The sequence below is a fragment of the Rheinheimera marina genome (assembly GCF_042654345.1).
GTDB lineage: Bacteria > Pseudomonadota > Gammaproteobacteria > Enterobacterales > Alteromonadaceae > Pararheinheimera > Pararheinheimera marina.
Window position 1 is genome coordinate 63166 of record NZ_JBHSGB010000010.1, and the last position, 22834, is coordinate 85999.

Below are 22834 nucleotides of genomic sequence, written 5' to 3' on the forward strand. Positions count from 1 at the left end.
GTACGTCATAAGATTTATTGTTGTTGGCTGAAGCGGAAAGAGATGCAGTGCTGATACAGCTCGCCTGGCCATAACATGGCCGATGGGGCCAGCGGCTGGTTCGGCGCATCCGGCCAGTGCTGAGCTTCCAGGCACAAGCCCTGACGCGGCGCAAAGGGGCTGCTCAGGTAGTTGCCGGTATAGAGTTGCAGCGCTGGCAAATCGGACCAAAGCTCCATCGCAATGCCGGACTCTGGCGAATAGAGCCTGGCCTGGCGTTGCGGTAACTGGTCGGCTTGCCACTCTGGCCAAACATAGCTGTGGTCAAAACCACGGGCCAGATCCAGTTGTGGGTGGCTGGCTGCTAAGGCCTGGCCGACCTGCTGGCCTTGGGTCCAATCAAAGGCGGTGCCTGCCACTGGGGCAAGCTCGCCGGTTGGAATGGCGTCTGCTGTGGTGGGCAGGTAGCTTTCACTGAAGATCTGCAGCTGGTGATTGCTGATATCTGCGGCGCTCTGATTCAGGTTGAAATAGCTGTGATTGGTCAGGCTCAGTGGTGTGGCTTTGTTGCTTTGGGCCTTGAACAGCAGCCGTACTTCGCCCTGTTGCAGCACAATGCGTTGCCAGACTTCGACCGTGCCCGGGTAACCGTTTTCGCCATCTTCCGCGCACAGATACAGCAGGGCAGAGTCCGCTTTCTGGTCCAGTACGCGCCACGGGCGTTGGTGCCAGCCGTCCGGTCCGCCATGCAAATGGTTGGGGCCATTATTCACCGGCAACTGATACTGGTGGTTGTTCAGACTGAACTGGCCTTTGGCAATGCGGTTGGCAAAACGGCCAACCGTCGAACCCAAATAAAAGGGGTTGTGCTGATACGCCGCCGGGTCTGGGTATCCGACCGTCACTTCAGTGCCAAAAAAGCGAATGCGCTGGATGCTGGCGCCAAAAGGCAGCAGCTCCAGCTCCAGGCCAGCGCCATCCGTTAACTGAATGGGCGTGAAGGCCGCACTCACGCTACTTGCTCCGCGCCCTGGCTGGCGGTGCAGACAAACACATCGGCAGTTAAGCCAGTTTTGGCGGCATAGTTAGCTGCAATCAGCGCTTTGATGGCCTCAACCTGAGCTTCTGGCACCAGTGCCACCACACAACCGCCAAAACCACCGCCTGTCATCCGCACACCGCCGGTCTTGCCCAGTTCGGCACCGACCAGCTCCACCAGGTAATCAATGGCTGGCACGGTAATTTCAAAATCGTCACGCATCGAGACATGTGACTGCGCCATCAGCTCGCTTAAGCGGGCAATATCACCACTTGCCAGCGCCACCGCGGCTTGTTCAGTGCGGGCGTTTTCGGTCACCACATGGCGGGCGCGTTTGGCCACCAGCGGGTCCAGCTCGCCGATGCGGCTTTGCAGTTGTGTAGTGCTGACATCACGCAGCGCCTTGACACCAAAGCTGGCGGCGGCCGCTTCACATTGCTGACGTCTGGTGTTGTATTCGCTGTCGACCAGGCCACGTTTCACATTGGAGTTGATGATCATCACGGCGAGGCCTGCAGGCAGTGGCACGGCTTTGCTGTCCAGGCTGCGGCAGTCAATCAGCACCGCGTGGCCTTGTTGACCCTGGGCTGAAATCAGCTGGTCCATAATGCCGCAGTTGCAGCCGACAAAGGTGTTTTCGGCGTGTTGGCCGTTTAATGCATTGTCGCGGCTGGACAGTTCAATGCCAGCAATACGGCTGTAGGCCAGGCCCAAAGCGACTTCCAGTGAGGCAGAGGAGCTCAGGCCCACACCTTGTGGCACGTTGCCGCTGATGGCGAGGTCACAGCCTTTCAGCGTATGGCCTTTTTGCAGCAGGCTGTTGGCCACACCGCGCACATAGTTTGACCACTGCTGGGTGGCGTGGTGCGAAAGCGGAGCGCTCAGACTGAACTCGTCGGTCTGGTTGCTGTAATCCAGCGCCAGTACCCGTACTAAGTCGTCCTGACGTGGGCGGGCCACAATCACGGTTTCGTAGTTAATAGCGCAAGGCAACACAAAGCCGTCGTTGTAGTCGGTGTGTTCGCCAATCAGGTTCACCCGGCCCGGGGCACGGAACACCAGTTCGCCCTGCTGTTGATAATGGCGGTGGAATTCGGCTTTTACCTGTTCAATCAGAGACATCAGTGGGTACCTTACTGTTGAGCTTGTTGCTTGTAGTGGACAGGGCTTAGCTCCCGCAGACGTTCTGCGGCCTGTTCCGGGGTCATATCACGTTGGGTTTCGGCCAGCATTTCGTAGCCGACCATAAATTTTTTGATGGTGGCCGAGCGCAGCAGTGGCGGGTAGAAGTGGCCATGCAGCTGCCAGTGGCTGTGGTCTGTTTCGGCCTGACCCGGGTTGTAAGGGGCGCAGTGCCAACCCATCGAATAAGGGAAAGCGCACTGGAACAGGTTGTCGTAACGAATGGTCAGCTGCTTAAGAATATCGGCCAGGCTGGCTTGTTGCGCCTGTGTTAACTGTTCCATGCGGGCCACCGGGAACAAAGGTAACAGCAGGGTTTCGAATGGCCAGCTGGCCCAGAACGGCACCACAACCAGCCAGTCATCATTGGCCACTACAGTGCGTTCAGCGCTTTGCAGCTCTGTTTTCGCGTAGTGCAATAACAGCGAACGGCCATGGCGCTCAAAGTAATCTTTCTGCGCCGCGTCGGCTTTGGCGGGCAGGGTAGGCACTGTGCTGCTGGCCCAAATCTGACCATGTGGGTGCGGGTTGGAGCAGCCGTTAATGGCGCCTTTGTTTTCAAATACCTGCACCCAGCTGTACTGCTGTGACAGCTCTTGGTACTGACCAATCCAGGTGCGCACTATGGCTTCAATCTGGCTGGTGGACAGTTCTGGCATGGTTTTGCTGTGATCCGGTGAATAACAAATCACCCGGCTGGTGCCACGTTCGGATTTCAGCTGAAACAGCTCGTCGTCGGCCTGATGGGCGAATGGCGTATTGTTCATCAGCGCAGCAAAGTCATTGGTGAACACAAAAGGCTGCTGATAATCCGGGTTCAGATCGCCCGAGATCCTGGTGTTGGTCGGGCATAAAAAGCAGCTCGGGTCATAACTTGGGTTCTGCTCCGTTTCTGCTTTTTCAATCTGGCCCTGCCAGGGGCGTTTGGCACGGTGCGGCGACACCAGCACCCAGTCCCCGGTCAGCGGGTTATAACGGCGGTGCGGGTGATCTTTGGCTTCAAATTCAGACATGTCTGAAAACTCCGGGTTGTTCTTGAGTCAAAACTTAATTTTTGGCGTAACCGCTGGGGTTCTGGCGTTGCCAGTTCCAGCCGTCTGTCACCATTTGGGTTAAATCGCGGCTGGCACGCCAGTTCAGTTCGCGGGCGGCTTTGCTGGCGTCGGCATAGTAACAGCCAATATCGCCCGGACGACGCGGTGCAATTTGGTAATCAATCGGCTGGCCAGAGGCCTGGCGGTAGGCTTCGACCATTTGCAGTACCGAAATACCACTGCCTGTACCCAGGTTATAGGTATGCAAACCTGGCTTAGTCGCTAATTGTTCCAGCGCCCGCACATGGCCTTCGGCTAAATCGCAGACGTGGATATAGTCCCGTACGCCTGTGCCATCCGGTGTGTCGTAGTCATTACCAAACACCGACAGGAAAGGCCGACGGCCAACGGCCACTTGGTTAATAAAAGGCATCAGGTTATTTGGAATGCCTTGCGGGTCTTCGCCAATGCGGCCTGACGGATGCGCACCGACCGGATTAAAATACCGCAGCACCACAGCACTGAAGGCAGGCGCGGCGACGACCAGATCGCCCATCATCTGCTCCACCATCAGTTTGGTGCGGCCATAAGGATTAAAAGGCCGGGTCGGGAAGTCTTCTGTTACTGGCACCTGGTCTGGTTCGCCATAGACTGTGGCAGAGGAGCTGAACACCAGGCAGTTCACGCCATGCTGCTGCATGGCTGCCATTAAGGTGCGGCTGGCGCTGACGTTATTGTCGTAATAGGCCAGCGGGAATTGCACCGACTCACCAACAGCTTTGGAGCCGGCAAAGTGGATCACTGCATCAACCGGCTGACCAGTAGCGACCGCTGCCGTAAAGATTTCAGCGAGCAACGCCTCGTTGCGAACATCACCCTGAATAAACTGCACCGCTTTACCTGCCAGTTGTTCAATACGGCTGATGGCTTCCAGGCTGCTGTTGGCTAAGTTATCCACGACCAGCACCTGATGACCGCTTTGCAGCAGCTCAACGCAGGTATGAGAGCCAATATAACCCGCACCGCCTGTCACTAAAATCTTCATTGTTCAGTCCTTTTACTCAAATGTGATTTGTTGTGCCGGTATCGACAGCTCTGTCACACCGGCCTGAATGCTGGCCCCTTGAAAGTGTTCGCCAAGCCGCACTAACACTGTAGCAATACCTTGTTCTGTCACTGTGACATCCGGGTTTAAAATCTGCACGTCCCCTGAGCTGGTAAATTGCACGTGCTGGCCTTGCATAGGCACTGTGCTGCCTTTGGCATCCTTCAGGTAAGCCCGGACAAAGATCACGTCGTGCGGAACAGGGGCAATACCCTGAGTGTCCAGCTCAAGCCTGATGGCGCTGGCCTGACCCGGGGTGCTGACCTGATGCTCTGCCACCTGTTTGCCGCCAATATAGGCGCGGGCGGTGAGCGTACCAGCAGCAAAAGCCGGCAGCTTAAATTCAAAAGGCGGGTGCTGCAGATGGCTGGAGTACTTGTCCTGGCTGGGTTTCTGCCGGGCCACCAACTGGCCGTTTACCAACAGCTCCACTTCCTCAGCATTACTGAACACCCGCAAATCCAACGCCGAGCTGGCGGTCCAGTCGCTGGCAATGTACACCATAGGACCGGCCTGGTAGGCGCTGGACTGAATTGCCGGGCTACGCTGGCTTTGGTAGAAGAAATAACTGTATTTCGGCAGGCGGTAAATGCTCATCAGGCCGGATGCTTCCAGGTCGTTGGCATAACCTCTGTTGTAATCGAACATCACCCAGTAACCGTCGGCATAAGCGGGCGTACTCAGGTTATCGTTATGGGCTTCCTGCACATTGCGCGCCTGTTGCAGCAGGCGTTTTTCGCCATGGCTCAGCAGCTGACGGCTGGTGCGTTCTTCTTCTTTCAGATCGGCCCAGCTGTCCTGCGCCAGACCGGCATTTTGCGCGTAGTATTCCCAGTCACCGTACTCAGACACATTGTAGGGCTGAGTCGGGGTTTCGTAGTGCATCTGACGGTGCTGACGGGCCTGCAGGTACATGTCGTAGCCATGCTGCCAGCCGGCAGAATAGGCGCCAGGGTATTCCTGTTTTACTGTCTGGTGCAGCGTGGCGATAAAGTCCGCCGGCATGTCAGATTCGTTCAGCGAACATTCCCAGGCCAGCACACTGGCGTGGTTGCGGTCGCGGCGAATTAAATCGCGGCAGCTTTGAATGGTTTGGGCACTAAAAGCCGGATCCGGGTTGTAATACTGCCAGCCCAGAATGGCATTCATCAGCACCAGGCCCAGTTCGTCTGCAGCTTGCATAAAGGCTTTGGAGTGTGGGTAATGCGACAAACGGACATAATCAAAACCGGCTGATTTAATCAGCACCGCGTCACGGTAATCGGCATTGGCGGAGGTGGCATAACCCACATGCGGGTATTCCTGGTGACGGTTCACACCCCGTAAAAAGGTTGGCTTGCCGTTGATCTGTAGTTGGTGATCGGCGGTGAAGCTGAACTGACGCAGGCCAATTTTTTGTGTTTGCTGCTCCAGTAACTGGCCTTGTTGCCAGACGCTGGTTTCCAGCCGGTACAGGTTGGGGGCGTCCGGGCTCCAGAGTGCCGGTTGTTTCACCTGCAACAGCTGAGTCAGCTGTTGTTTGCTGTCTGGCGCTAAGGTTTGTTCCTGAGTACTGTTGCTGACCAGTTGGTCTTTAAAAAACAGCTGCTGCTGCACAGTGACAACGGCTGCGGTGCTGCCGCTGTTGGCCAGTTCGGTTTGCACTGAAACTTCGGCCTGATCCGCACTTATTTTTGGGTAACGCACAAAAATGCCACCACCGGCCACCTGATTGGCCAGCATGTCGTCGGTGATATGCACCGGGTTTTTTACCAGCAGACGCACATCACGGTACAGGCCGCCATAGGTGTTAAAGTCAAGTAAGTTCAGTGGCTTAGGGCCAGTGATTGCATTGTCTCTGTTGTCCAGTTTCACCAGCAGCTGGTAGCTCTGGCCGGCTTTGACTTTATCGGTCAGATCCAGGGTAAAAGGCAGGTAACCGCCCAGGTGATCGCCGATTTTCTGGTTATCCAGATAGACTTCGGCATGGTTCATCGCGCCTTCAAAGCGCAGTAACAGGGTTTTACCCTGCCAGCCCTGTTCAATGGCCAGTTCGCGTTTGTACCAGGCAAAGCCCTGCCACTGGTTATTTACCAGTAAAGGCTCAATTTGTGGGGTATGTGGCAGGGTGACGTTCTGCCAACTGGCCTGGTTTAAATCGGCATTCGCAGCCTGGCTTTTAAAAAACTGCCAGTGCTGATTCAGCTTCAGCTCTGTGGCTGCGCTGACGGCGGCAGGTTGTTCAGTCGATGTTTGGGGGGTACAGGCGGCCATCATGGCGCTGAAGCATAAGATCTGCATCACTCGTGTTAACACTGGGTTATTCCTTTTGATATGGGCCATTGCTGCTGACTTCAGCCGTAATTGGTTTCGGCGGCGGGCCGCAGTACCAGCTCGTGCAACTGGCTGGTGCGGGCGCTTTGCAGCATCATCAGTACGGCGCCGGCCACTTCATCGGCCGACAAATAATCCGGCCGTGCTGTGGCGCGAAATTGGGTATTAATGCCACCCGGATACAGCGACATCAGCCGTACACCTGTGCCGGTCAGCTCTTTGCGCAGCACTTTGCTGTAGCTGTCGAGCGCGGCTTTACTGGCGGTGTAGGCGGCAATGCCCGGGTTGGAAAATAAACAGACAGTCGACAGTACATTCAGAATGTCACCCTGGCCTTGCTGGCGCATGGCCGGCAATACCAGGCTCATCAGCTGCACAGGGGCTTTGAAATTCACCTGCAGCATCAGCTCCAGGGCGGGCCAATCCGGTTGGTCGGCTGCTGTGCGGCTGTTATTCAGCCCGGCACAGTTGATCAGCACATCGACCGGGCCAAAAGTGGCGCAGGCTTGCTGGTAAAAGGCTTCGGTCTGCTGTGGGTCCGCCAGATTAAAAGCCCTGGCGTACAGCGGGCTCTGGCTGGGTAACAGGTCGAGGCTTTGCTGCAGTTTCTCTGCACTTTGGCCACACAAGCTGAGCCGGTAACCGGCCTGAGCCAGACGCAGCGCAATGGTACGGCCAAGCCCGGAGGAAGCACCTGTCAGTAATACGTGGGGGGAGGGCAGAGTCACAACATTTACCTCGAAAAGCTGGCCCTGCAGTGCAGGGCCAGTCTGGTTACATCGCTGGGGTTACATATTCAGCTGGAAGCCCAGCAGGAAACGACGACCCCATTCGGTGTAGTTGGCCGGACGGCTTGGATCGTTATCAAAGTAGGTGATTGCCGGTTCGTTGGTCAGATTTTGACCTTGCAGCATCACTTTGAAGTTTTCGGTCACTTCGTACGACAAGCTGGCGTCCAACGTTGCTTCGGCTTCAGCACGGGTCAGTTCAGTTGGTGTCCAGCTGCCTACGCGGGTGTTGGCACTGCGGTAGTTGTACGACAGTTTGGCGTCATAACCCGCTTTGTAGTACCACAGCGTCAGGCTGCCAACATGCTTGGACAAACCACCCAATGGCATTGGGTTGTCGGCCGGCACAAACTCATACACATTGCTGTCGGTCAGTGAGTAGTTGGCGTAGAAACCTAAACCATCGAATGGCTCTGGCAGCATATCCAGCGCTTGTTGGTACATCAGCTCAATGCCTTTGATCTGACCGCCGTCGCCGTTAATAGGCAGGCTGAACTGGTACAGCACGCCGTCCACAGTCCGCGGTTCTGTCATGGTGCCGATATGGGTGGTCAGGTCTTTGAAGAAGGTGGACACCGAAAACGCGTGTTTTTCCGACCAGTAGTACTCGTAACCTAAATCCAGCTGATTAGCCACAAAGGGGTTCAGCAGCGGGTTACCGCCTGATCCTGTATTCACAGTGCTGGAGGTGTTGAGTGAATAACCTGAGCGCATTTCAATCAGTGGCGGGCGAGACAGGGCACGCGACAGACCAAAACGCACTTGTGCTTCGTCAGACAAATTGAACACCAGGTTCAATGACGGCAGCACTTCGTCGTAGTCATGCTCGGCTGACACCGGGGTCAGGTTGTTGTCATTAACCAGCTCATAACCTTCCGAGGTGGATTCAGTGCGAACATAACGGATACCGAAGTTCCCTGTGTACGGCAGGTCGGCCAGCTCGCCGGACATTCTGAACATGGCATAGGCTGAACTATTGGTTTCGTTAATGCTCCAGCTGTCGACAAAGTTGGTGTTGGTTTTGCTGTGGGCTGAGCGGTTATCAATACCGCCAAAGCCGTCGGTTACCACCTGATCCCAGTTGTTCATGCCGTACAAAGCAGGCGCAATAAAGTCGCCACCCATGTTGTAGCTGAAACCATAACCGCTCAGGCTGCTGTTGGTTGGGTTCTGTGTCCAGCTGACCACGTCGTTGTTTTTATCACGATCGCTGTAGCGCAGGCCAAGCACCACCCCCTCAACCACACCCCAATCCAGAGAACGTTCAAAGTCGGTGCGGATGCTGACCATTTCATCTTTCAGATCCCGGTCATTGTCTACCGACATGCTGCCCAGGCTGTAGTTTGCGGCATTGCTGACATCGGCATTTGGCAGAATATTCAGTCGACCGCCTTCCGTATTCCAGGCGATATCCAGTGGTGTAGGGCCGTTATAGGCGGAGGTCAGGTTCACCCAGCGTGATTCAATACCGGCTTCGGAGTAACCTATGTCCAGCGTAGAGGTCCAGACATCACCGGTATAGGTTGATTTCAGACCTGTGCTGAGTAAATCGTTTTTCTGGAACCAGGTAGAATTGTTGGCGGAGTGTGTGCCCCATAACAGGCTACCACCGGTCAATTGTTGGCTGCCGTCTGCTTTTGTCACCACAGTTGGGGCTGAGGCTGAATTGTTGTAACCCCAGGTGCTGCTGTTCTGCCAGTTACCCCAGCCGTCAAACCAGAACTGGTCTTCCCGTTCTTTAATATCGAACTCAGAGTAAAACAGGTCGTATTTAAAGTTCAATGCATCAGTCGGCTGCCATTCCAGGATCATCAGGCTGCCAACACGTTCGTTGTTACCCATCTTGGTGCCGGCTTTACCGCCCCAAGGTGCGGCTTCTTTGATGCCATCGCCATTGACGTCGCCCATGTCGGCGTCGGTTTTATTGTACGAATACGAAGCGGTTTCACGCTGTACCGAAGGCTGATCCTGGTAGGTCAGGCCAAATACCACGCCAAAATTGTCGGTCCACTGGTCAACGTAAGAGAATGAGCCTTTCTTGCCGGTGCCATCGGCACCTGGCAGATCGTCCGCCAGCGGGTAATCCATCAGGTTACCTGTGATGGTGATCATGCGCTTGTCTTTGGCCAGCGGGCTGATGAAATTCATATTCACCAGACCGGCGATACCGCCCTCGAGATTGGATGCCAGCGGGCTTTTGTACACTTCAACAGAGTTGATCAGTTCAGCTGGGAACTGCTCATAACGCACGTCGCGGCTAGGTTCGGCGCTGACAATTTCGCGGCCATTCATGGTCGCCGCATTTAAACGGGCACCCAAGCCACGAATGGAAATACTACTGGCATTACCCCGGTCACGTTCGGCGGCGATGCCTGGCAGGCGAGCCAGCGAGTCGGTAATAGTCACATCAGGCAGTTGGCCTAAATCGTCCGTAGTGACAATTTCCACTGTGGATTCAGCCAGTTTTTTCTGCATTAAGGATTTACTGAGTGACGCACCAAAACCACGAACTTCGATCACCTCAACCGAGGGTTCGGATTTTTTCTGTGCTTGTTCAGTGGTTTGCTGCTGAGCCAGCAGCGGAGTTGCGACTAAAATCTGTGCCATAGCGAGCGCTACAGCAGTCTTCTGGAATCGAGCTGTCATTGCCTACCCCTGTCGTACGGATGTGATGTTTGTTGTTGTTTTGCAGGTTGTGAACCTGACTGGTGTTTATTTATACCACTTAAGGAAAACGTTTACCAAAAAATATTTGGTTTATACGGGTTAATATTTATCAACTGCATGTTTTTTATGGATATAAATTGAGAAAGCGATTACCTGTTGTTCTGGTAAAACCAGCAGACGCTGTTTCCCAATGATGGGCTGTGGTACAACAAGCCTGATTAGCGGATGACGAGAACTCAGAATGAAAACAATAGCTTTGGTGGCGCACGACGGGAAAAAGGCGGAATTGCTGGAATGGGTGAAGGTGCATGCAGCCTTTTTCCAGGACAAAGAGTTGGTGGCGACGGGCACCACAGGGCGCTTATTGGGCGAGGTGCTGCAAAAGCCGGTGAAATGCCTGGCCAGCGGCCCACTGGGCGGCGACCAGCAAATTGGTGCCTTAATTGCCGAACAACAAATCGACTGGCTGGTGTTTTTCTGGGACCCGTTGTCATCACAACCGCACGACCCGGACGTCAAAGCGCTGATCCGGCTGGCCGTGGTGTGGAATATTCCGGTGGCTTGTAACAAAGCCACTGCGGACTTTATTGTGCATTCCACCTTAGTGGCGCAAGACTACCAGCGCACTGTGCCGGATTTCTCAGCGCACAATAACCGACTGTAAAGCCAAGATAAAAAACACCCCACTAGTTCAGTGGGGTGGTGATTAAAGCGCAGTCTGTTTCTGTTGCCTGTTCTGGGCTTAGTTCAAAACAGAGATGGGGTGGGTAATCGTCATTACCTACTTCATAAGTTCTTCCAAGCTTCACAACTAACTTATCGTCGTTCTGGATAAACTCAGCAGTGTTGTAGTTGTAGGCATTTTTTAATGTGCGTTTGTTATGCAATAAAAAATGGCCGTCCATGACGCTGATTCTGGCGTCGACGCCGGATGTTGCCCCCGCCAGATTATTGGTTTGCACAAAATACAGATGTGAACCCGAGCGGAAATGCGATTCGACATTCCAGTCTTTCCCCACAGGGCCAAACAGGTAATTCAGAAGCAATAATCCTAGCCATTTGTTTACTAAGCGTTTTGTGCCTAATGACTGGCGCTTCAGGCCACTATAAAAACAGCCGCCAGCCAACAGCAGGGTCAACAGTGTGCCCGCGAGTGATCCGGTAATTTCCCATTCAAAATACCAATTGAGCAGGAAACACAGAAAGTAAACCAGGAATGGGGTGTAAGGGATGAGGTAATTGAGAAATCTCATTTTTTAGCTTTTCCTTAAGCCAGTAGGCGTTTAATCACTGCAAAAACGCTCATAAGCTACCAGCAACATCAGCTTAATAATAGCAGCTTGTTCCTATTTTTCTCCGTACTGCATTGAGACGCTGTAGTGGTCTCAACAGTGTCTTTGACTTCCCGTTATGTGGTCAAAACATCAGGCCAGATAGCTGCTTCAGGTACACTGGCGTGGCCGGATGCTGGCTAAGTTCGAACAGGCAGACGGCCGTCAGCAGCGCGCTGAGCAAGGAGCTCCAAAACCAGGGCTGACGTTTGTTTTTCGCCTGAGGTTGTGGGTCAATATAGCCTTTAATCAGCCAGGCGGATAACAGTGCCAGCGCTATTGAGCCTGCCAGCAGCAGGTAAAACCAACTCAGATTGGTGCCCTTCAGTTGCCAGGCTACACCGGCCAGAATACCGGGCAGAAAATAAGCCACGGGCCAGAGGCTACAGGCGACTATGGCCGCAGGGAAATACCGTGACGGCGGTAGCCGCAACATGCCTGACAAAATCGGCAGCAGCGGGCGACTGGGGCCAATAAAACGACCGGCGATAATGGCTACCCAGACGCTTTTATCCAGCATAACCCGTACTTTATCCAGTTGCTTTTGCTGTTTGGCCAACCAGGACCAGCGCTGCAACTGAGGGCCAAAATGCCGGCCAGCCAGATAAGACAAGCCGTCCCCCAAAATACCGGCGGCGGCACCGACCAGACATGCTTGCCAGAAACCAATCTGACCTGAGCCAATCAGCAAGCCGAAACTAAACATCAGCGCGGTGCCTGGCAGCAACAAACCAAGCACAGCCACAGACTCAAAAAATACCAGACCAAACAGGATCAGCAAGGCCAGATGCTGGTACTGTTCCAAGAGCTGATGTAAGTACTGCTCCATTAACGTCTCCTGCTGAGCTCCGAGGGGGCTGGTGCTGTCCAGCGCTGCATTTCAATCAGCCTGGATATGGTGCGCTCAAAGGCAAATTGCAACTGGCTGGCCTGGTATAACTGCTCGACCGGAACTTCGGCGCTTAACAGCAGCAGGCAGTCCCGGTCGTAGCATTCGTCCACCAGTGCAATAAAACGCCGTGCTTCATTGTCGAGCAGGGCACTTTGGCCAGCAACAGCGTCACGCTGATAGCCATCTTCCGTGCCCTGGGTGACTGTTGCCTGAACGCTGGCGCGAAAGGCTGGCACATTGCAAATCAGCAGCAGCCGGTAATGGCTGGCCAGCTGCATGTAATCAAGCTGGCTGCGGCCTTCGCCGCACAGGCTGAAAAAGTCAAAAGCGATGGCCTGCTCATTCTGACCCAGGCAGGGCAACCGGCGCTGGTTCAGCAGGAATTCGGTGGGCGCTGACAGCTGACCTGTGTAAGGCGCGGCCAGTTGCAGCGTGGTCTGAGTGTCGGTGTTCAGCCAGTAATACTGCGGCAAAGCGGCACCCAGCCGGCGGTAATCCTGGCCGGCGTCCAGCTGCAGTATCTGGCAATGCTGTTGTAGTAAATCAATAAAGGGTTCGAAGCGTTCGCGCCTGTGGCCATTCTGGTACAACTGCTGAGGGGCGCAGTTGGAGGTAGCCACCAGCATCACGCCAGCATCAAACAACGCCTGCCATAAATTACCCAGCAGCATGGCGTCGGCAATGTCGGTGACAAAAAACTCGTCAAAACACAGCACCTGGTACTGTGTGGCCCAATCCTGCGCCAGCTGTTGCAACGGGTTTTTCTGGCCTTGCAGCTTGAATAACGCTTTGTGAACGGCAGCCATAAAGTGGTGAAAATGCAGCCGGTTTTTCCGCTCGCCCGGAATAGCCTGATAAAACCAGTCCATCAGCAGGGTTTTTCCACGGCCGACCGGGCCATACAGATACAAGCCCTGCATAGGCCGCTGCTGAATAAGTGTCTGCAGCCGCAGCTCCAGCTGAGCCAGCGCTTGCTGCTGGCCCGCATCGGCGCGCAGCAGGCCTTGTTGCACCTGCTGCTGATAACGTTCGGACAGTTGGATCATACCGGCTTAGTCGGTTGGGCCTGCTGGTACGTAACGCTGCAACCAGCCGGTAAATTCCCGGTACCAGAACAGTGAATTATTCGGCTTTAACACCCAGTGGTTTTCATTGGGGAAATACACCAGCCGGGCGTCGACGCCTTTGCCTTTGAGCACACCGTAAATCTCCAGCCCCTGAGTGACCGGCACCCGGTAATCCTGCTCGCCGTGCATAATCAGCATTGGGGTGACAAATTTGTCGGCAAACATGGCAGGGCTCGACTGCAGCAGGTTTGGCAGGCCGTCCCATGGCGCACCGCCGTAGGCGTTTACTCTGTGTTCGGTGGAATCAGAGGCAAACTGCGCCATCAGGTTGTACACCCCGGCGTGGTTGATCAGTGCTTTGTAGCGATCGGTGTGGCCGGCAATCCAGCTCACCAGGTAACCGCCATAGCTACCCCCAGCGGCAGCCAGTCGGGTGGCGTCAATAAAGCCACGCGAAATCATGTAGTCCACAGCGGCTTCGCTGTCGGCAAAAGGTTTACTGGCGTGGTCGCCCTGAATGGATTCGGCAAAGGCCTGGCCAAAACTGGTGGAGCCATGGAAATTCGGCTGGATCACCACATAACCGGCTGCGGCAAACACCTGCGGGTTCCAGCGGTAGCCAAAGCTGTCGGCACTGTAACTGTGTGGGCCGCCATGTAGCACGTTCAGTAAGGGCCACTTTTTCGCCGGGTCGAAATTAGGTGGATAAGTTACGTAGGCCTGAACTTGCTTACCATCGGCACCGGCAAAACTGACTTCATCGGTTTTGCCCCAGGCCAGTTTTTGCTGCAGCTCGGCGTTGATGCGGGTCAGCTGTTTCAGGGTGCGGCCCTTGTTGTCCAGGCTATAGAGTTCAGGCAATTGGTTCAGGCTGTGGTGGATAAAGTACAGCCGTTGTCCGCCAGCGACAATCAGGTCCTGGCTGTCGCCTTGCCGGAAAATTTGCTGCACTTTGCCCGGTGTGGCGCTAGTGGCGGCTGGCAGGCTGTACAGCGCGGTTTTGGCCCGGTCAGCGGCGGCAAAATACACGATTTGGCCGCTTGGGTCTGTTTGCCAGTCCTGCAAAGACAAATCCAGCTGAGCCGTCAGGTTTTGCTTCTCGCCACTGGCCAGTTCAAGCCGTATTAACTGCACATTGTCAGACGAAAAGCTGCTGCTTTTCTGGGCGCCGTAATACAGAAACTTACCGTCTGGGCTGAAGCGTGGTTTGCTGTCGTCGGCCGGGTTGTCGGCGGTCAGGTTGGTAAACTGGCCTGAGCCGTCGGTTTTCAGCAGCAGAATATCCTGGTTCAGTTTGTTGTAAGGCGGCGGGCTGGTATTGGCGCTGACCGCGACATGGCGGCCGTCCGGTGACAACTCAAATTCAGCGCCGCCATTGAGGCTGAACCAACGGTCCCAGCCTGGGGTTAAATCGGTGATCTCGCCGCTTTGCACATTCAGGCTGAATAAATGCGGGTAGCTGTCATCGGTCAGCCAGTGGTCCCAGTAACGGTAGACCCGGTTTTCGGTCACCTTGGCTGTGACATGCTGCTGCTTTTTCTGCTTTAACTGCGCTGCCAGTGCGGTGAAATCGCCATTAAAGCCTTTAGGCACATCAGCAAGGAACAAAATACGCTGGCCGTCCGGAAACCAAACCGGCTGCTGCACCGCGACAGGCAGCTGGGTCAGGTTTTTCGCTTCGCCGCCGGTCAGGGGCATCACAAATAACTGCGGCTTATCAGCACCGCGTTTGGATAAAAACGCCAGTTGCTGGCCATTTGGACTCCAGATCGGGCTGGTATCCGGGTCCGGATGCGAAGTCAGTGCCTGCAGCTGATTGCTGCGTAAATTCAGCAGATAAATATCGGCGTTGCTTTTATCTGTGCTCGTGTCAAAGCGGGTCAGGGTAAAAGCTAACTGGCTACCGTCAGGTGACAAGGCCAGGCTGCCAGGCCGGGCCACCTGCCACAGGTATTCTGCAGTGATAGGTTCAGCCGCCTGAAGACCGCCTGCCGCCAGCAGGGCGGCGCAAAATGCAAAAACTTTCATTGGTTATCCCGTTACGCATTGGTGTGGCAGAAACTAACACAGCATTGGGGGGCTGCCTACCTTCTGCCGCGGCTTTTGCTGCCTGTTGCATTCAGGGCAGGCTGAACTCCTCCAAACTGGTCGGATGTTAGTCAAGTTGTGCTAAATCCAGCCGTTTGAACTTCTGGCCATTTGTGTTGTCTGGTCGGCCCCGTTTTTATTGGGCTACAGGCAAATTTTTGCGCCGAATGGAGCGTGACTTGCGCTGGAAAGTACCGATTTTGAGGTCTTCATAGTTGTAACCAATTGTTTCGGATGATAAACCGGTAGAAGCGTAAAAGTCCTTTTACGCAGTTTATTTTCTAAAAAACAATCCAAAGTGAACTCAAAATGACAAAAAACATGTTTAGCAAGACGCTGACCGCCTTGGCTGTTACTGCGTCCTTGGGGGTAGCTGCCCCTGTTTTTGCACAAGATGCATCGCGCGGAACTTTGATAGGCCAAGCCCAGGATCAGAATGGTCAGGTTGTTAGTGACGTGGTTATTACCATCGTTAACCTGGAAACCGGTTTGACTCGTACAGTGAATAGCAACAGCAGTGGCGCGTACCGCTTCCCGCTGTTACCACCAGGTGCCTATTCTCTGAAAGCGACCAAGTCAGGTTTTGATGTGGTGGCTGAAGAAAAATTTGATGTTCGTCCTGGTGGCAACACCAGCTTAAACCTGACCATGCTACCTGAAGGTAATGTCGAATCTATCCAGGTTCGTGGCTCACGCGTAGCTGCCATTGACACCCGTTCCGCTGAAGCGGAAATTGTGGTCAATGCTGATTTCCTGTCAAAAGTACCAGTACCTCGTGACCTGGCCTCTGTGGCTTTGCTGGCACCAGGTACCACCAAAGGTGATTCCGCCTTCGGTAACCTGGCTTCATTCGGCGGTGCTTCTGTTGGCGAAAACGCTTTTTACGTCAACGGCCTGAACGTGACGAACTTCCGTAATGGTCTGGGTGGTTCAGAGCTGCCATTTGAAATGTACGAGTCGTTCGAAGTGAAAACCGGTGGTTATTCTGCTGAGTTTGGTCGTTCAACCGGTGGTGTGGTGAATGCCCGCACTAAATCTGGCTCCAATGAATTTAAAGCCGGTGCCAGTGCTTATTTTGAGCCTTCATCACTGCGTGCCAGCCGTCCGGACGTGATCCTGAGCGATGCTGCCCAGATCGACGAAAACGGTACGCCTTATTACGTGATCAACAGCAACGATGATATCGGCGAAAACAACTACAACGCCTGGGCCAGTGGTGCACTGGTGGAAGACAAGTTGTTCTTCTTCGGTTTGGTGAACTACAAAGACCGCGTCAGTGATTATTCATCAGATACGCTGGCATATGACCGTGATTCAGGTGACGTGCTGTATGCTGCCAAAATTGACTGGTACATCACCCAGAACCATATCCTGGAATTTACCGGCTGGGATAACTCAACTGAACTGGAATCAAGCAAATACGCTTACGATTTCGCGACCAACACACGTGGTGATCTGTTTGGTGACTATGTGCTTGAGCGCGGCGGCCAGTCTTATGCTGCACAGTACACTGGTATTCTTAGCGATGAGCTGACCATCAGCGCTTTATATGGCGTGAACAAAACCTCTTACAGTGAACTGAACGCGGGCAATTCCGGTGTCGCCGCCACGGACCTGACTTCAGGTATCCAGTTAACGCCTTACGCACTGTCTACACCAACCATGCAAAACGATAAGCGTGAAGCCATGCGTTTTGACGTGGACTGGTATGTACATGAAGACCATAGCCTGCGTTTTGGTCTGGACTATGAAGACATGACGGCTAAAGAGTCGACCGTGCGTGCCGGTGGTGCTATTTACCAATACATTGGTTGTGCTAACCGTGAAGCTATTGCTGCGCGCGATCTGGTGAACGCTGAATGTACCCGTGTTCGTTTTAACGAATACAACAACTCAGGTGACTTTGAAACCAAGTCAAATGCTTACTACATCCAAGACACCTGGTCTGTCACTGACCAGCTGACTGCCCGTATTGGTTTACGTAACGAAACCTTTGAAAACTTCAACAAAGCTGGCGAGAAGTTTATCGATGTGTCTGATCAGTGGGCACCTCGTATCGGTCTGGTCTACGACCTGAACGGCGAAGGCGACAGCAAAGTGTTCTTTAACTACGGTCGTTATTTCCTGCCTGTAGCCACCAACACCAACATCCGTCTGGCCGGTGATGAGCTGTATACCCTGACCACATACAACCTGTTAGGCGTAAACCCTGACTTCTCACCTATTGTTGATTTGGATTCGCCAATCGGTAAAACGATTTACTCAGACGGCACCTTAAAAGGCACTGGCGAGACAGTTAATGCGGACGTTGATCCAATGTACCAGGATGAGTTTATTCTGGGCTTTGAAACCATGCTGGATGACGACTGGTCAGTTGGCGTAAAAGGGACTTACCGTGAGCTGAAAAGCTCGCTGGAAGACGTGGCTATCGACTACGGCTTTAACCAGTATCTGGAGCAGCAATTTGGTGCAAGCTGCACCATGTGTTCTGGTTTCCACTACTATGTGCTGACCAACCCGGGTAAGGACGTGACTATCACCACGGATCCTGACGGTGACGGTGCGCTGCCATACCAGGAATACACTATTCCTGCAGACCTGTTGGGTTATCCGAAAGCTGAGCGTCAGTATGCCGCCATCGACTTTAACGTCAAACGCAGCTTTGACGAAGTCTGGATGTTAGATGCGACCTACACCTGGTCACACAGCTGGGGTAACAATGAAGGTTTCGTTCGTTCCGACAATGGTCAGGACGACGCAGGCCTGACAACCAACTATGACCAACCAGGTCTGGTCGATGGCGCTTATGGTAACCTGCCAAATGACCGTCGCCATATGGTGAAAATTCAGGCGTCTTATGCGCTGACCGAAGATTTCTCTATTGGTACCAACTTCCGCTGGGAATCAGGCCGCCCACTGAGTTCATTCGGCTTCCACCCGACTGATGTATTCGCTTCGCAATATGAAGCCGAATCATTTGTTTACGACGGACAGATTTCGCCTCGTGGTTCACAGGGCAGAACGCCAAGCAACTGGACTTTGGATCTGACCGCAACTTATGCGCTGGATGTATCTGGCACCGACGTGATCCTGCGTGCGGATGTGTTTAATGTGTTTAATAATCTGCGTGCGACTGAGTTTAACGAGGTCAACGAGATTTATGCGGATGAAGATCCGGACACTGGCAGATACATTGGTACACGCAGTGCGCTGTATGGCCTGCCAACGGCCTTCCAGACACCACGTTATGTGCGTTTAAGTGCCGAAGTGAAGTTCTGATTCTATAAAAAGTGAAGACAAAGCCGGAGCTCTCCCTCTCCGGCTTTTTTTGCGGAGTACACAGGTGACTCAAGATCACCCTCTTTATCAGACCGACGATTTAATTGCGGCGGTCCGGGCAGGTCGCAGAGCCGAAGCCCAAGCTATTCTGGACTATCTGGCCACAGCTGTGGAACAGGTTAATTTGTTGCAGCTGGCTGCAATTGCCGTAAGTATTGCTGAGGTGCAACTGGCCAGGCAGTTGCTGGACAGGTTTAGCCGACGCCACCAAATGACGTTAAATGAGCTGCTGCAATGTGCTGGTTTATACGCTGAAGCAGGCCGGCCTGACCAAGCAATTCAGCTGGTGCAGCCTCAGGCGCAGCAAGGCCTGCCTTATCCGGGTATTTATCATTTACTGGGCACAGCCCAGGCTCAGGTGGGTGCTGTAAGCATCGCGGTCACTGAACTGAAAAAAGCACTGAGTTTAAGCCCTCAATCAGGCATTAGCTGGCTGACCCTGGCGAGCCTGGTGAATTTTGCCAATGACGAACAAGCCTTTATCCGCCTGTCAGACGCTTGTAAACAACAGGCGCAGTCTGAAAAGGCCGAAAGTCGGCATTTTTATTATGCGTTAGCCAAAGCCTGGGATGACCGTGGCGACTACCTGCAAGCCTGGCACTGCTACCAGCAAGGTGCGGCGGTAGCGGCGGCACAAAGCCGTTACCAGCAGCAAGAGCACCAGAGTTTTGTAAACCAATTGGTGGCCGACCATCTTTGGCCAAATCCAAGGCGCCAACATCGCTTTGTCGCCGAAAAACCACCTGTGGCTATTTTGGGTGTACCGCGCAGTGGCACCACCTTGCTTGGGCAAATGCTGGGTTGTCACAGTGCACTCAATGCTGCGGCTGAACATCCGGCGCTGGCCGTCAGCTGCATGCATTTAAGCCGGACGCAAATCAGTCAGTTTAACCAGTACCTGGCGGTGCATGGCGCCCCGGACGCGGCGCTGGAGCATATGGCTGAGTTGTACCTGCGTTTGGCTGGCGAACGCACGCCGGGGCAGGGTGCTATTGTCGATAAAGCGCTGAACCTGACCCAATACTTTGATATCTGGGCCACCTTGTTCCCGCAAGGCAAAGCCATTTATATCCGCCGTGACGACGCTGAAACGGCCTGGTCCTGTTACAAAACCAATTTCCGTCAGCAGGCAGACTGGAGCTGGCGAGCTGACGACATTGCCAGTTATCTAAAGCTGGAACGGCAATTGATGCAGCATTGGTTGGCCCTGTACCCGGAGCGCATTCTGAGCGTCGAGTATGCCGACTTGCTGCACTCGCCCGAACAGACGCTACGGCGTATTTGTCAGCATCTGCAGCTGCCATTTGAAGCGGCGATGCTGCAGTTCCATCAGAGTAAAGCGCCGGTGCAGACCGCCAGTGTCGGCCAGGTGCATCAACCGCTGTTTACCCCCCCAAGGCCTGCGGCGGAGCGTTATCCGGAGTTTTTCCGCCAATGGCGGGCGGCATGGCAAGGTTGCTAACCCTTTAAATTCCTCACAGGCTAATGCCAAAACCAGGGTTTGCGTAACGCAAATCCTGGTCATTCTTCTGCGAACACCGCTTTGACAGGCACGGCACCTTGAAAAGTTTATATTGGCAGACTTGCATACATAGATTACATGTGTAATTGTTTAAGTATTGCGAGTGTAATCGAAAGGGTAAGTGCAATGAAAGATGTCAGTCAGGCTGAACTGGAAGTATTAAAAGTGTTGTGGCAGCAAGCGCCATTAAAGGCAAACCAGGTGGTGGACACGCTTGCCGATGCCAGCCAATGGCATGAAAAAACCGTGAAAACCTTGCTGAACCGGCTGGTCGCAAAAGGCGCTGTCAGTTTTGAGAAAGACGGTCGCGCTTATTTATACAGCCCTGCTGTGCAGCAAGGCGATTACCAGCTGAAAGAAAGCCAAAGCTTTATTCAGCGGGTGTTTGCCGGCCGGCTGGCGCCGTTGGTGGCGGGTTTCGCCCGCCATGACAAACTCAGCAAAGAGGATGTGGCCGAGCTAAAAGCGCTGATCGCCCAATGGGAGCAGGAGAATAAGGATGTTTAATCAATGGCTGCAGTTGCAGCTGCCGCTGAGCCTGGTACTACTGGCACTGCTATGTGCACGGCCCTGGCTGTTGCAGCGTTTGGGGGCTTTAACCTTGTACCGCCTGTGGGCCCTGGTGCCTGCAGTGCTGTTGGTGGCGATGTTGCCGGATCTGAACTGGCTGCAGGCGCCAGCAATGCAAAGCTACCAGGTGCTGGCCAAACAACTGAGTAACACAGTGCGAGAGGTTCAACTGATGCCTTACCTCTGGGCACTTGGCGTGCTGGCTTTTGTGGTGTTGTTACTGGTGCAGCAATGGCAGCTGCGGCAAGTGCTGCAACAGGGCTCAGCTTACCCGGCTCAATCCGGCGTCAAGGCGCTGCAGCATGAAGCCCGCGTCGGGCCTATGCTGACCGGGCTTATTGATCCCGTCATTATTCTGCCGGCTGGTTTTGCTTCACGATTCAGCCCGCTGCAACAGCAACAGATGATCCGCCATGAACTGGTGCACTGGCAGCGGCGTGACCCCTGGTTCAATTTACTGGGCTACAGCCTGCTGGCGCTGAGCTGGTTTAACCCACTCTGTTGGCTGGCACTATATGCCTTCCGGCAGGATCAGGAATTGTCTTGTGATGCGCAGGTGCTGGCTGCGGCCGACACCCCTCAACGAATTGCTTATGCAGAGGCGTTCTTAAAAAACGCCGCTGACAGCAATACCTTTCAACCTGGTGCAGGTTGGTTATGTTCGACCACTTATTACGGAGCGAAGAATCAGATGAAACAACGTTTAACTGAATTAAAACAGCATAAACCAGTGCGCCAGTCTGCTGTCATGGCGGCGGTGTTACTGGTCAGTACCTTAGCTTTTGGCTGGCAGCAGCAACTTTATGCGGCGGTGGACAAAGCAGAGCCAGCAGCCCCAATCCACCGTGTGGAGCCTAAATACCCGGTACAGGCGGCACAGCAGGGCATCAGCGGTTATGTGCAGGCCAAATTTGATATCAACCCGGATGGTTCGGTCAGCAATATAGTGATCACCAAGTCGGTGCCTGAAGCAACTTTTGACAAAGTCAGCCTTACGGCGTTAGCGCAGTGGCGTTATCAGGCGTCGGCAACAGGCGTAAAAGGGGCCACAGTGCAGCTGGATTATATGCTGGATGAAGCACCATAGACAGATATGGAGCGGGTGCAGGTGAAACCGGCAGGTGCATCGCACTGAGGGCATTGTGGTGGAAAACCAATAGCAAAGGGGCCTCTGGCTCTTTTGCTATTGGTGTTTTCAGCGCTCGGGTATGGCGGCGGGCTATACTTTAAAGCGTCATCACCAGTCTGAGAGGTCGCTATGTTAAGTGCAGCATTCTGGAGAACTTATGTGCAATTGCTGAGTTTTGATGGGTATTTGTTGCCTGAGCAACTGCATTTTTACCTGGACAGCGCAGAAGAGGCAAAGGAAGGCTAAGCCTTCCTTTGTTTTTTCGTGAAGAGATTGCATCGATAGAGGAGGGGCAGTGGAATCAGCCTGCTTAATCCAGCTTACGCCAAACTTCATGCTCCACCCGTTTACCCTCTTTCCAGCGTGAGTTGGTCCAGACGCCGTTTTCAACTTTGTAGCGAAAGGAAAACTGTGCGCCTTTGGCCTCGCCAAAAGAATTCAGCGCCAGGGTTTCAGTGTACAGACCTGCTTTGGCGCTGTAGCTGCCTGAACCGGCCGCCCAGAATTTATCGCCTCGCATGGAGGTAAAGCTGAAATGCTGGTCTGACAGCACTTTTTGTGCGCTCATACCAACATCCTGGTAAGACACCATCTTGCCGTCAGCATCCAGGTATTCCCCTTCCACCAACTGCCAGCTGCCGTTAAGTTCAGTCGCCTGCAATGGCAAGGAACAGAGCAGTGCCAGCAGTGTAATCAATGCGTTTAGTCTCATGTTTTACTCTTCGTCTGTGATTGGGGTCAGGTCTTGAATTTTGAGTTGAGATTCAAAATTCAAGACCTGACCCCTGA

At 53.9% G+C, this 22834-nt stretch carries 17 protein-coding genes; 5 read left to right on the top strand and 12 right to left on the bottom strand.

From position 1 onward, the window contains the following. Positions 1–14: 14 nt before the first annotated feature. Genes ACFO3I_RS09955 through ACFO3I_RS09985 form a run of 7 tightly spaced genes read right to left on the bottom strand, consistent with a single transcriptional unit; the run spans position 15 to position 10086 of the window. Complete coding sequence (locus ACFO3I_RS09955) at positions 15–992, bottom strand: aldose epimerase family protein (protein ID WP_377333836.1); 978 nt, start codon at positions 990–992, stop codon at positions 15–17. After that, positions 989–2140: a galactokinase gene (galK, locus tag ACFO3I_RS09960; RefSeq protein ID WP_377333837.1), complete on the bottom strand. Its 1152-nt coding sequence runs from the start codon at positions 2138–2140 to the stop codon at positions 989–991. Before galK ends, ACFO3I_RS09955 begins: the two co-directional genes overlap by 4 nt. A gap of 11 nt (positions 2141–2151) precedes the next feature. Beyond that, a complete protein-coding gene (locus tag ACFO3I_RS09965) occupies positions 2152–3213 on the bottom strand; it encodes a UDP-glucose--hexose-1-phosphate uridylyltransferase (RefSeq protein ID WP_377333838.1) in 1062 nt (353 codons plus the stop codon). A gap of 34 nt (positions 3214–3247) precedes the next feature. Next, positions 3248–4279, bottom strand: a complete 1032-nt coding sequence (gene galE / locus ACFO3I_RS09970) for a UDP-glucose 4-epimerase GalE (protein WP_377333839.1) — start codon at positions 4277–4279, stop codon at positions 3248–3250. A gap of 12 nt (positions 4280–4291) precedes the next feature. After that, on the bottom strand, positions 4292–6634 hold the full coding sequence (locus ACFO3I_RS09975; RefSeq protein WP_377333840.1) for a glycoside hydrolase family 2 TIM barrel-domain containing protein: 2343 nt from the start codon (positions 6632–6634) through the stop codon (positions 4292–4294). Positions 6635–6672: 38 nt separating this feature from the next. After that, positions 6673–7380 carry an SDR family NAD(P)-dependent oxidoreductase gene (locus tag ACFO3I_RS09980; RefSeq protein ID WP_377333841.1) on the bottom strand — a complete coding sequence of 236 codons (708 nt, stop codon included), beginning with the start codon at positions 7378–7380 and terminating at the stop codon, positions 6673–6675. A gap of 60 nt (positions 7381–7440) precedes the next feature. After that, positions 7441–10086: a TonB-dependent receptor gene (locus ACFO3I_RS09985; protein ID WP_377333842.1), complete on the bottom strand. Its 2646-nt coding sequence runs from the start codon at positions 10084–10086 to the stop codon at positions 7441–7443. A 262-nt stretch (positions 10087–10348) separates the two neighbouring features. Here ACFO3I_RS09985 and ACFO3I_RS09990 point away from each other — a divergent pair, with 262 nt between their 5' ends. Further along, positions 10349–10771, top strand: coding sequence for a methylglyoxal synthase (locus ACFO3I_RS09990; protein WP_337842861.1), 423 nt, complete (start codon positions 10349–10351; stop codon positions 10769–10771). Between the two features lie 22 nt (positions 10772–10793). Here the strand turns inward: ACFO3I_RS09990 and ACFO3I_RS09995 are convergent, their stop codons facing one another. The 4 genes from ACFO3I_RS09995 to ACFO3I_RS10010 form a co-directional block, all read right to left on the bottom strand. Continuing rightward, on the bottom strand, positions 10794–11360 hold the full coding sequence (locus ACFO3I_RS09995) for a hypothetical protein (protein WP_377333843.1): 567 nt from the start codon (positions 11358–11360) through the stop codon (positions 10794–10796). Positions 11361–11523: 163 nt separating this feature from the next. Next, positions 11524–12267 (bottom strand): DedA family protein, encoded by a 744-nt coding sequence (locus ACFO3I_RS10000; RefSeq protein ID WP_377333844.1) that lies wholly within the window; start codon positions 12265–12267, stop codon positions 11524–11526. Further along, entirely contained in the window at positions 12267–13376 is a 1110-nt protein-coding gene (zapE, locus tag ACFO3I_RS10005; protein ID WP_377333845.1) for a cell division protein ZapE, read from the bottom strand. The genes ACFO3I_RS10000 and zapE overlap by 1 nt, the downstream gene beginning before the upstream one ends. A 6-nt stretch (positions 13377–13382) precedes the next feature. Then, complete coding sequence (locus ACFO3I_RS10010; protein ID WP_377333846.1) at positions 13383–15425, bottom strand: prolyl oligopeptidase family serine peptidase; 2043 nt, start codon at positions 15423–15425, stop codon at positions 13383–13385. Positions 15426–15806: 381 nt separating this feature from the next. Here ACFO3I_RS10010 and ACFO3I_RS10015 point away from each other — a divergent pair, with 381 nt between their 5' ends. From ACFO3I_RS10015 to ACFO3I_RS10030, 4 genes are all read left to right on the top strand, one after another. Then, positions 15807–18764: a TonB-dependent receptor gene (locus ACFO3I_RS10015; RefSeq protein WP_377333847.1), complete on the top strand. Its 2958-nt coding sequence runs from the start codon at positions 15807–15809 to the stop codon at positions 18762–18764. 64 nt (positions 18765–18828) lie between these two features. Next, entirely contained in the window at positions 18829–20286 is a 1458-nt protein-coding gene (locus ACFO3I_RS10020; RefSeq protein WP_377333848.1) for a sulfotransferase family protein, read from the top strand. Positions 20287–20472: 186 nt separating this feature from the next. After that, positions 20473–20853, top strand: a complete 381-nt coding sequence (locus ACFO3I_RS10025; protein ID WP_377333849.1) for a BlaI/MecI/CopY family transcriptional regulator — start codon at positions 20473–20475, stop codon at positions 20851–20853. Beyond that, positions 20846–22003: a M56 family metallopeptidase gene (locus ACFO3I_RS10030; RefSeq protein WP_377333850.1), complete on the top strand. Its 1158-nt coding sequence runs from the start codon at positions 20846–20848 to the stop codon at positions 22001–22003. The genes ACFO3I_RS10025 and ACFO3I_RS10030 overlap by 8 nt, the downstream gene beginning before the upstream one ends. 352 nt (positions 22004–22355) lie before the next feature. On the opposite strand, the gene ACFO3I_RS10035 is transcribed toward ACFO3I_RS10030, so the two are convergent. Next, positions 22356–22757: a hypothetical protein gene (locus ACFO3I_RS10035; protein WP_377333851.1), complete on the bottom strand. Its 402-nt coding sequence runs from the start codon at positions 22755–22757 to the stop codon at positions 22356–22358. Between the last annotated feature and the right edge of the window lie 77 nt (positions 22758–22834).

Excerpts from the sequence above, each read along its gene's own strand:
- galK (WP_377333837.1), bottom strand. The coding sequence starts at position 2,140 with ATGTCTCTGATTGAACAGGTAAAAGCCGAATTCCACCGCCATTATCAA.
- ACFO3I_RS10030 (WP_377333850.1), top strand. The coding sequence starts at position 20,846 with ATGTTTAATCAATGGCTGCAGTTGCAGCTGCCGCTGAGCCTGGTACTA.
- ACFO3I_RS10010 (WP_377333846.1), bottom strand. The coding sequence starts at position 15,425 with ATGAAAGTTTTTGCATTTTGCGCCGCCCTGCTGGCGGCAGGCGGTCTT.
- ACFO3I_RS09985 (WP_377333842.1), bottom strand. The coding sequence starts at position 10,086 with ATGACAGCTCGATTCCAGAAGACTGCTGTAGCGCTCGCTATGGCACAG.
- ACFO3I_RS09965 (WP_377333838.1), bottom strand. The coding sequence starts at position 3,213 with ATGTCTGAATTTGAAGCCAAAGATCACCCGCACCGCCGTTATAACCCG.
- ACFO3I_RS10035 (WP_377333851.1), bottom strand. The coding sequence starts at position 22,757 with ATGAGACTAAACGCATTGATTACACTGCTGGCACTGCTCTGTTCCTTG.
- ACFO3I_RS09990 (WP_337842861.1), top strand. The coding sequence starts at position 10,349 with ATGAAAACAATAGCTTTGGTGGCGCACGACGGGAAAAAGGCGGAATTG.
- ACFO3I_RS10015 (WP_377333847.1), top strand. The coding sequence starts at position 15,807 with ATGTTTAGCAAGACGCTGACCGCCTTGGCTGTTACTGCGTCCTTGGGG.
- ACFO3I_RS10025 (WP_377333849.1), top strand. The coding sequence starts at position 20,473 with ATGAAAGATGTCAGTCAGGCTGAACTGGAAGTATTAAAAGTGTTGTGG.
- galE (WP_377333839.1), bottom strand. The coding sequence starts at position 4,279 with ATGAAGATTTTAGTGACAGGCGGTGCGGGTTATATTGGCTCTCATACC.
- zapE (WP_377333845.1), bottom strand. The coding sequence starts at position 13,376 with ATGATCCAACTGTCCGAACGTTATCAGCAGCAGGTGCAACAAGGCCTG.
- ACFO3I_RS10000 (WP_377333844.1), bottom strand. The coding sequence starts at position 12,267 with ATGGAGCAGTACTTACATCAGCTCTTGGAACAGTACCAGCATCTGGCC.
- ACFO3I_RS09995 (WP_377333843.1), bottom strand. The coding sequence starts at position 11,360 with ATGAGATTTCTCAATTACCTCATCCCTTACACCCCATTCCTGGTTTAC.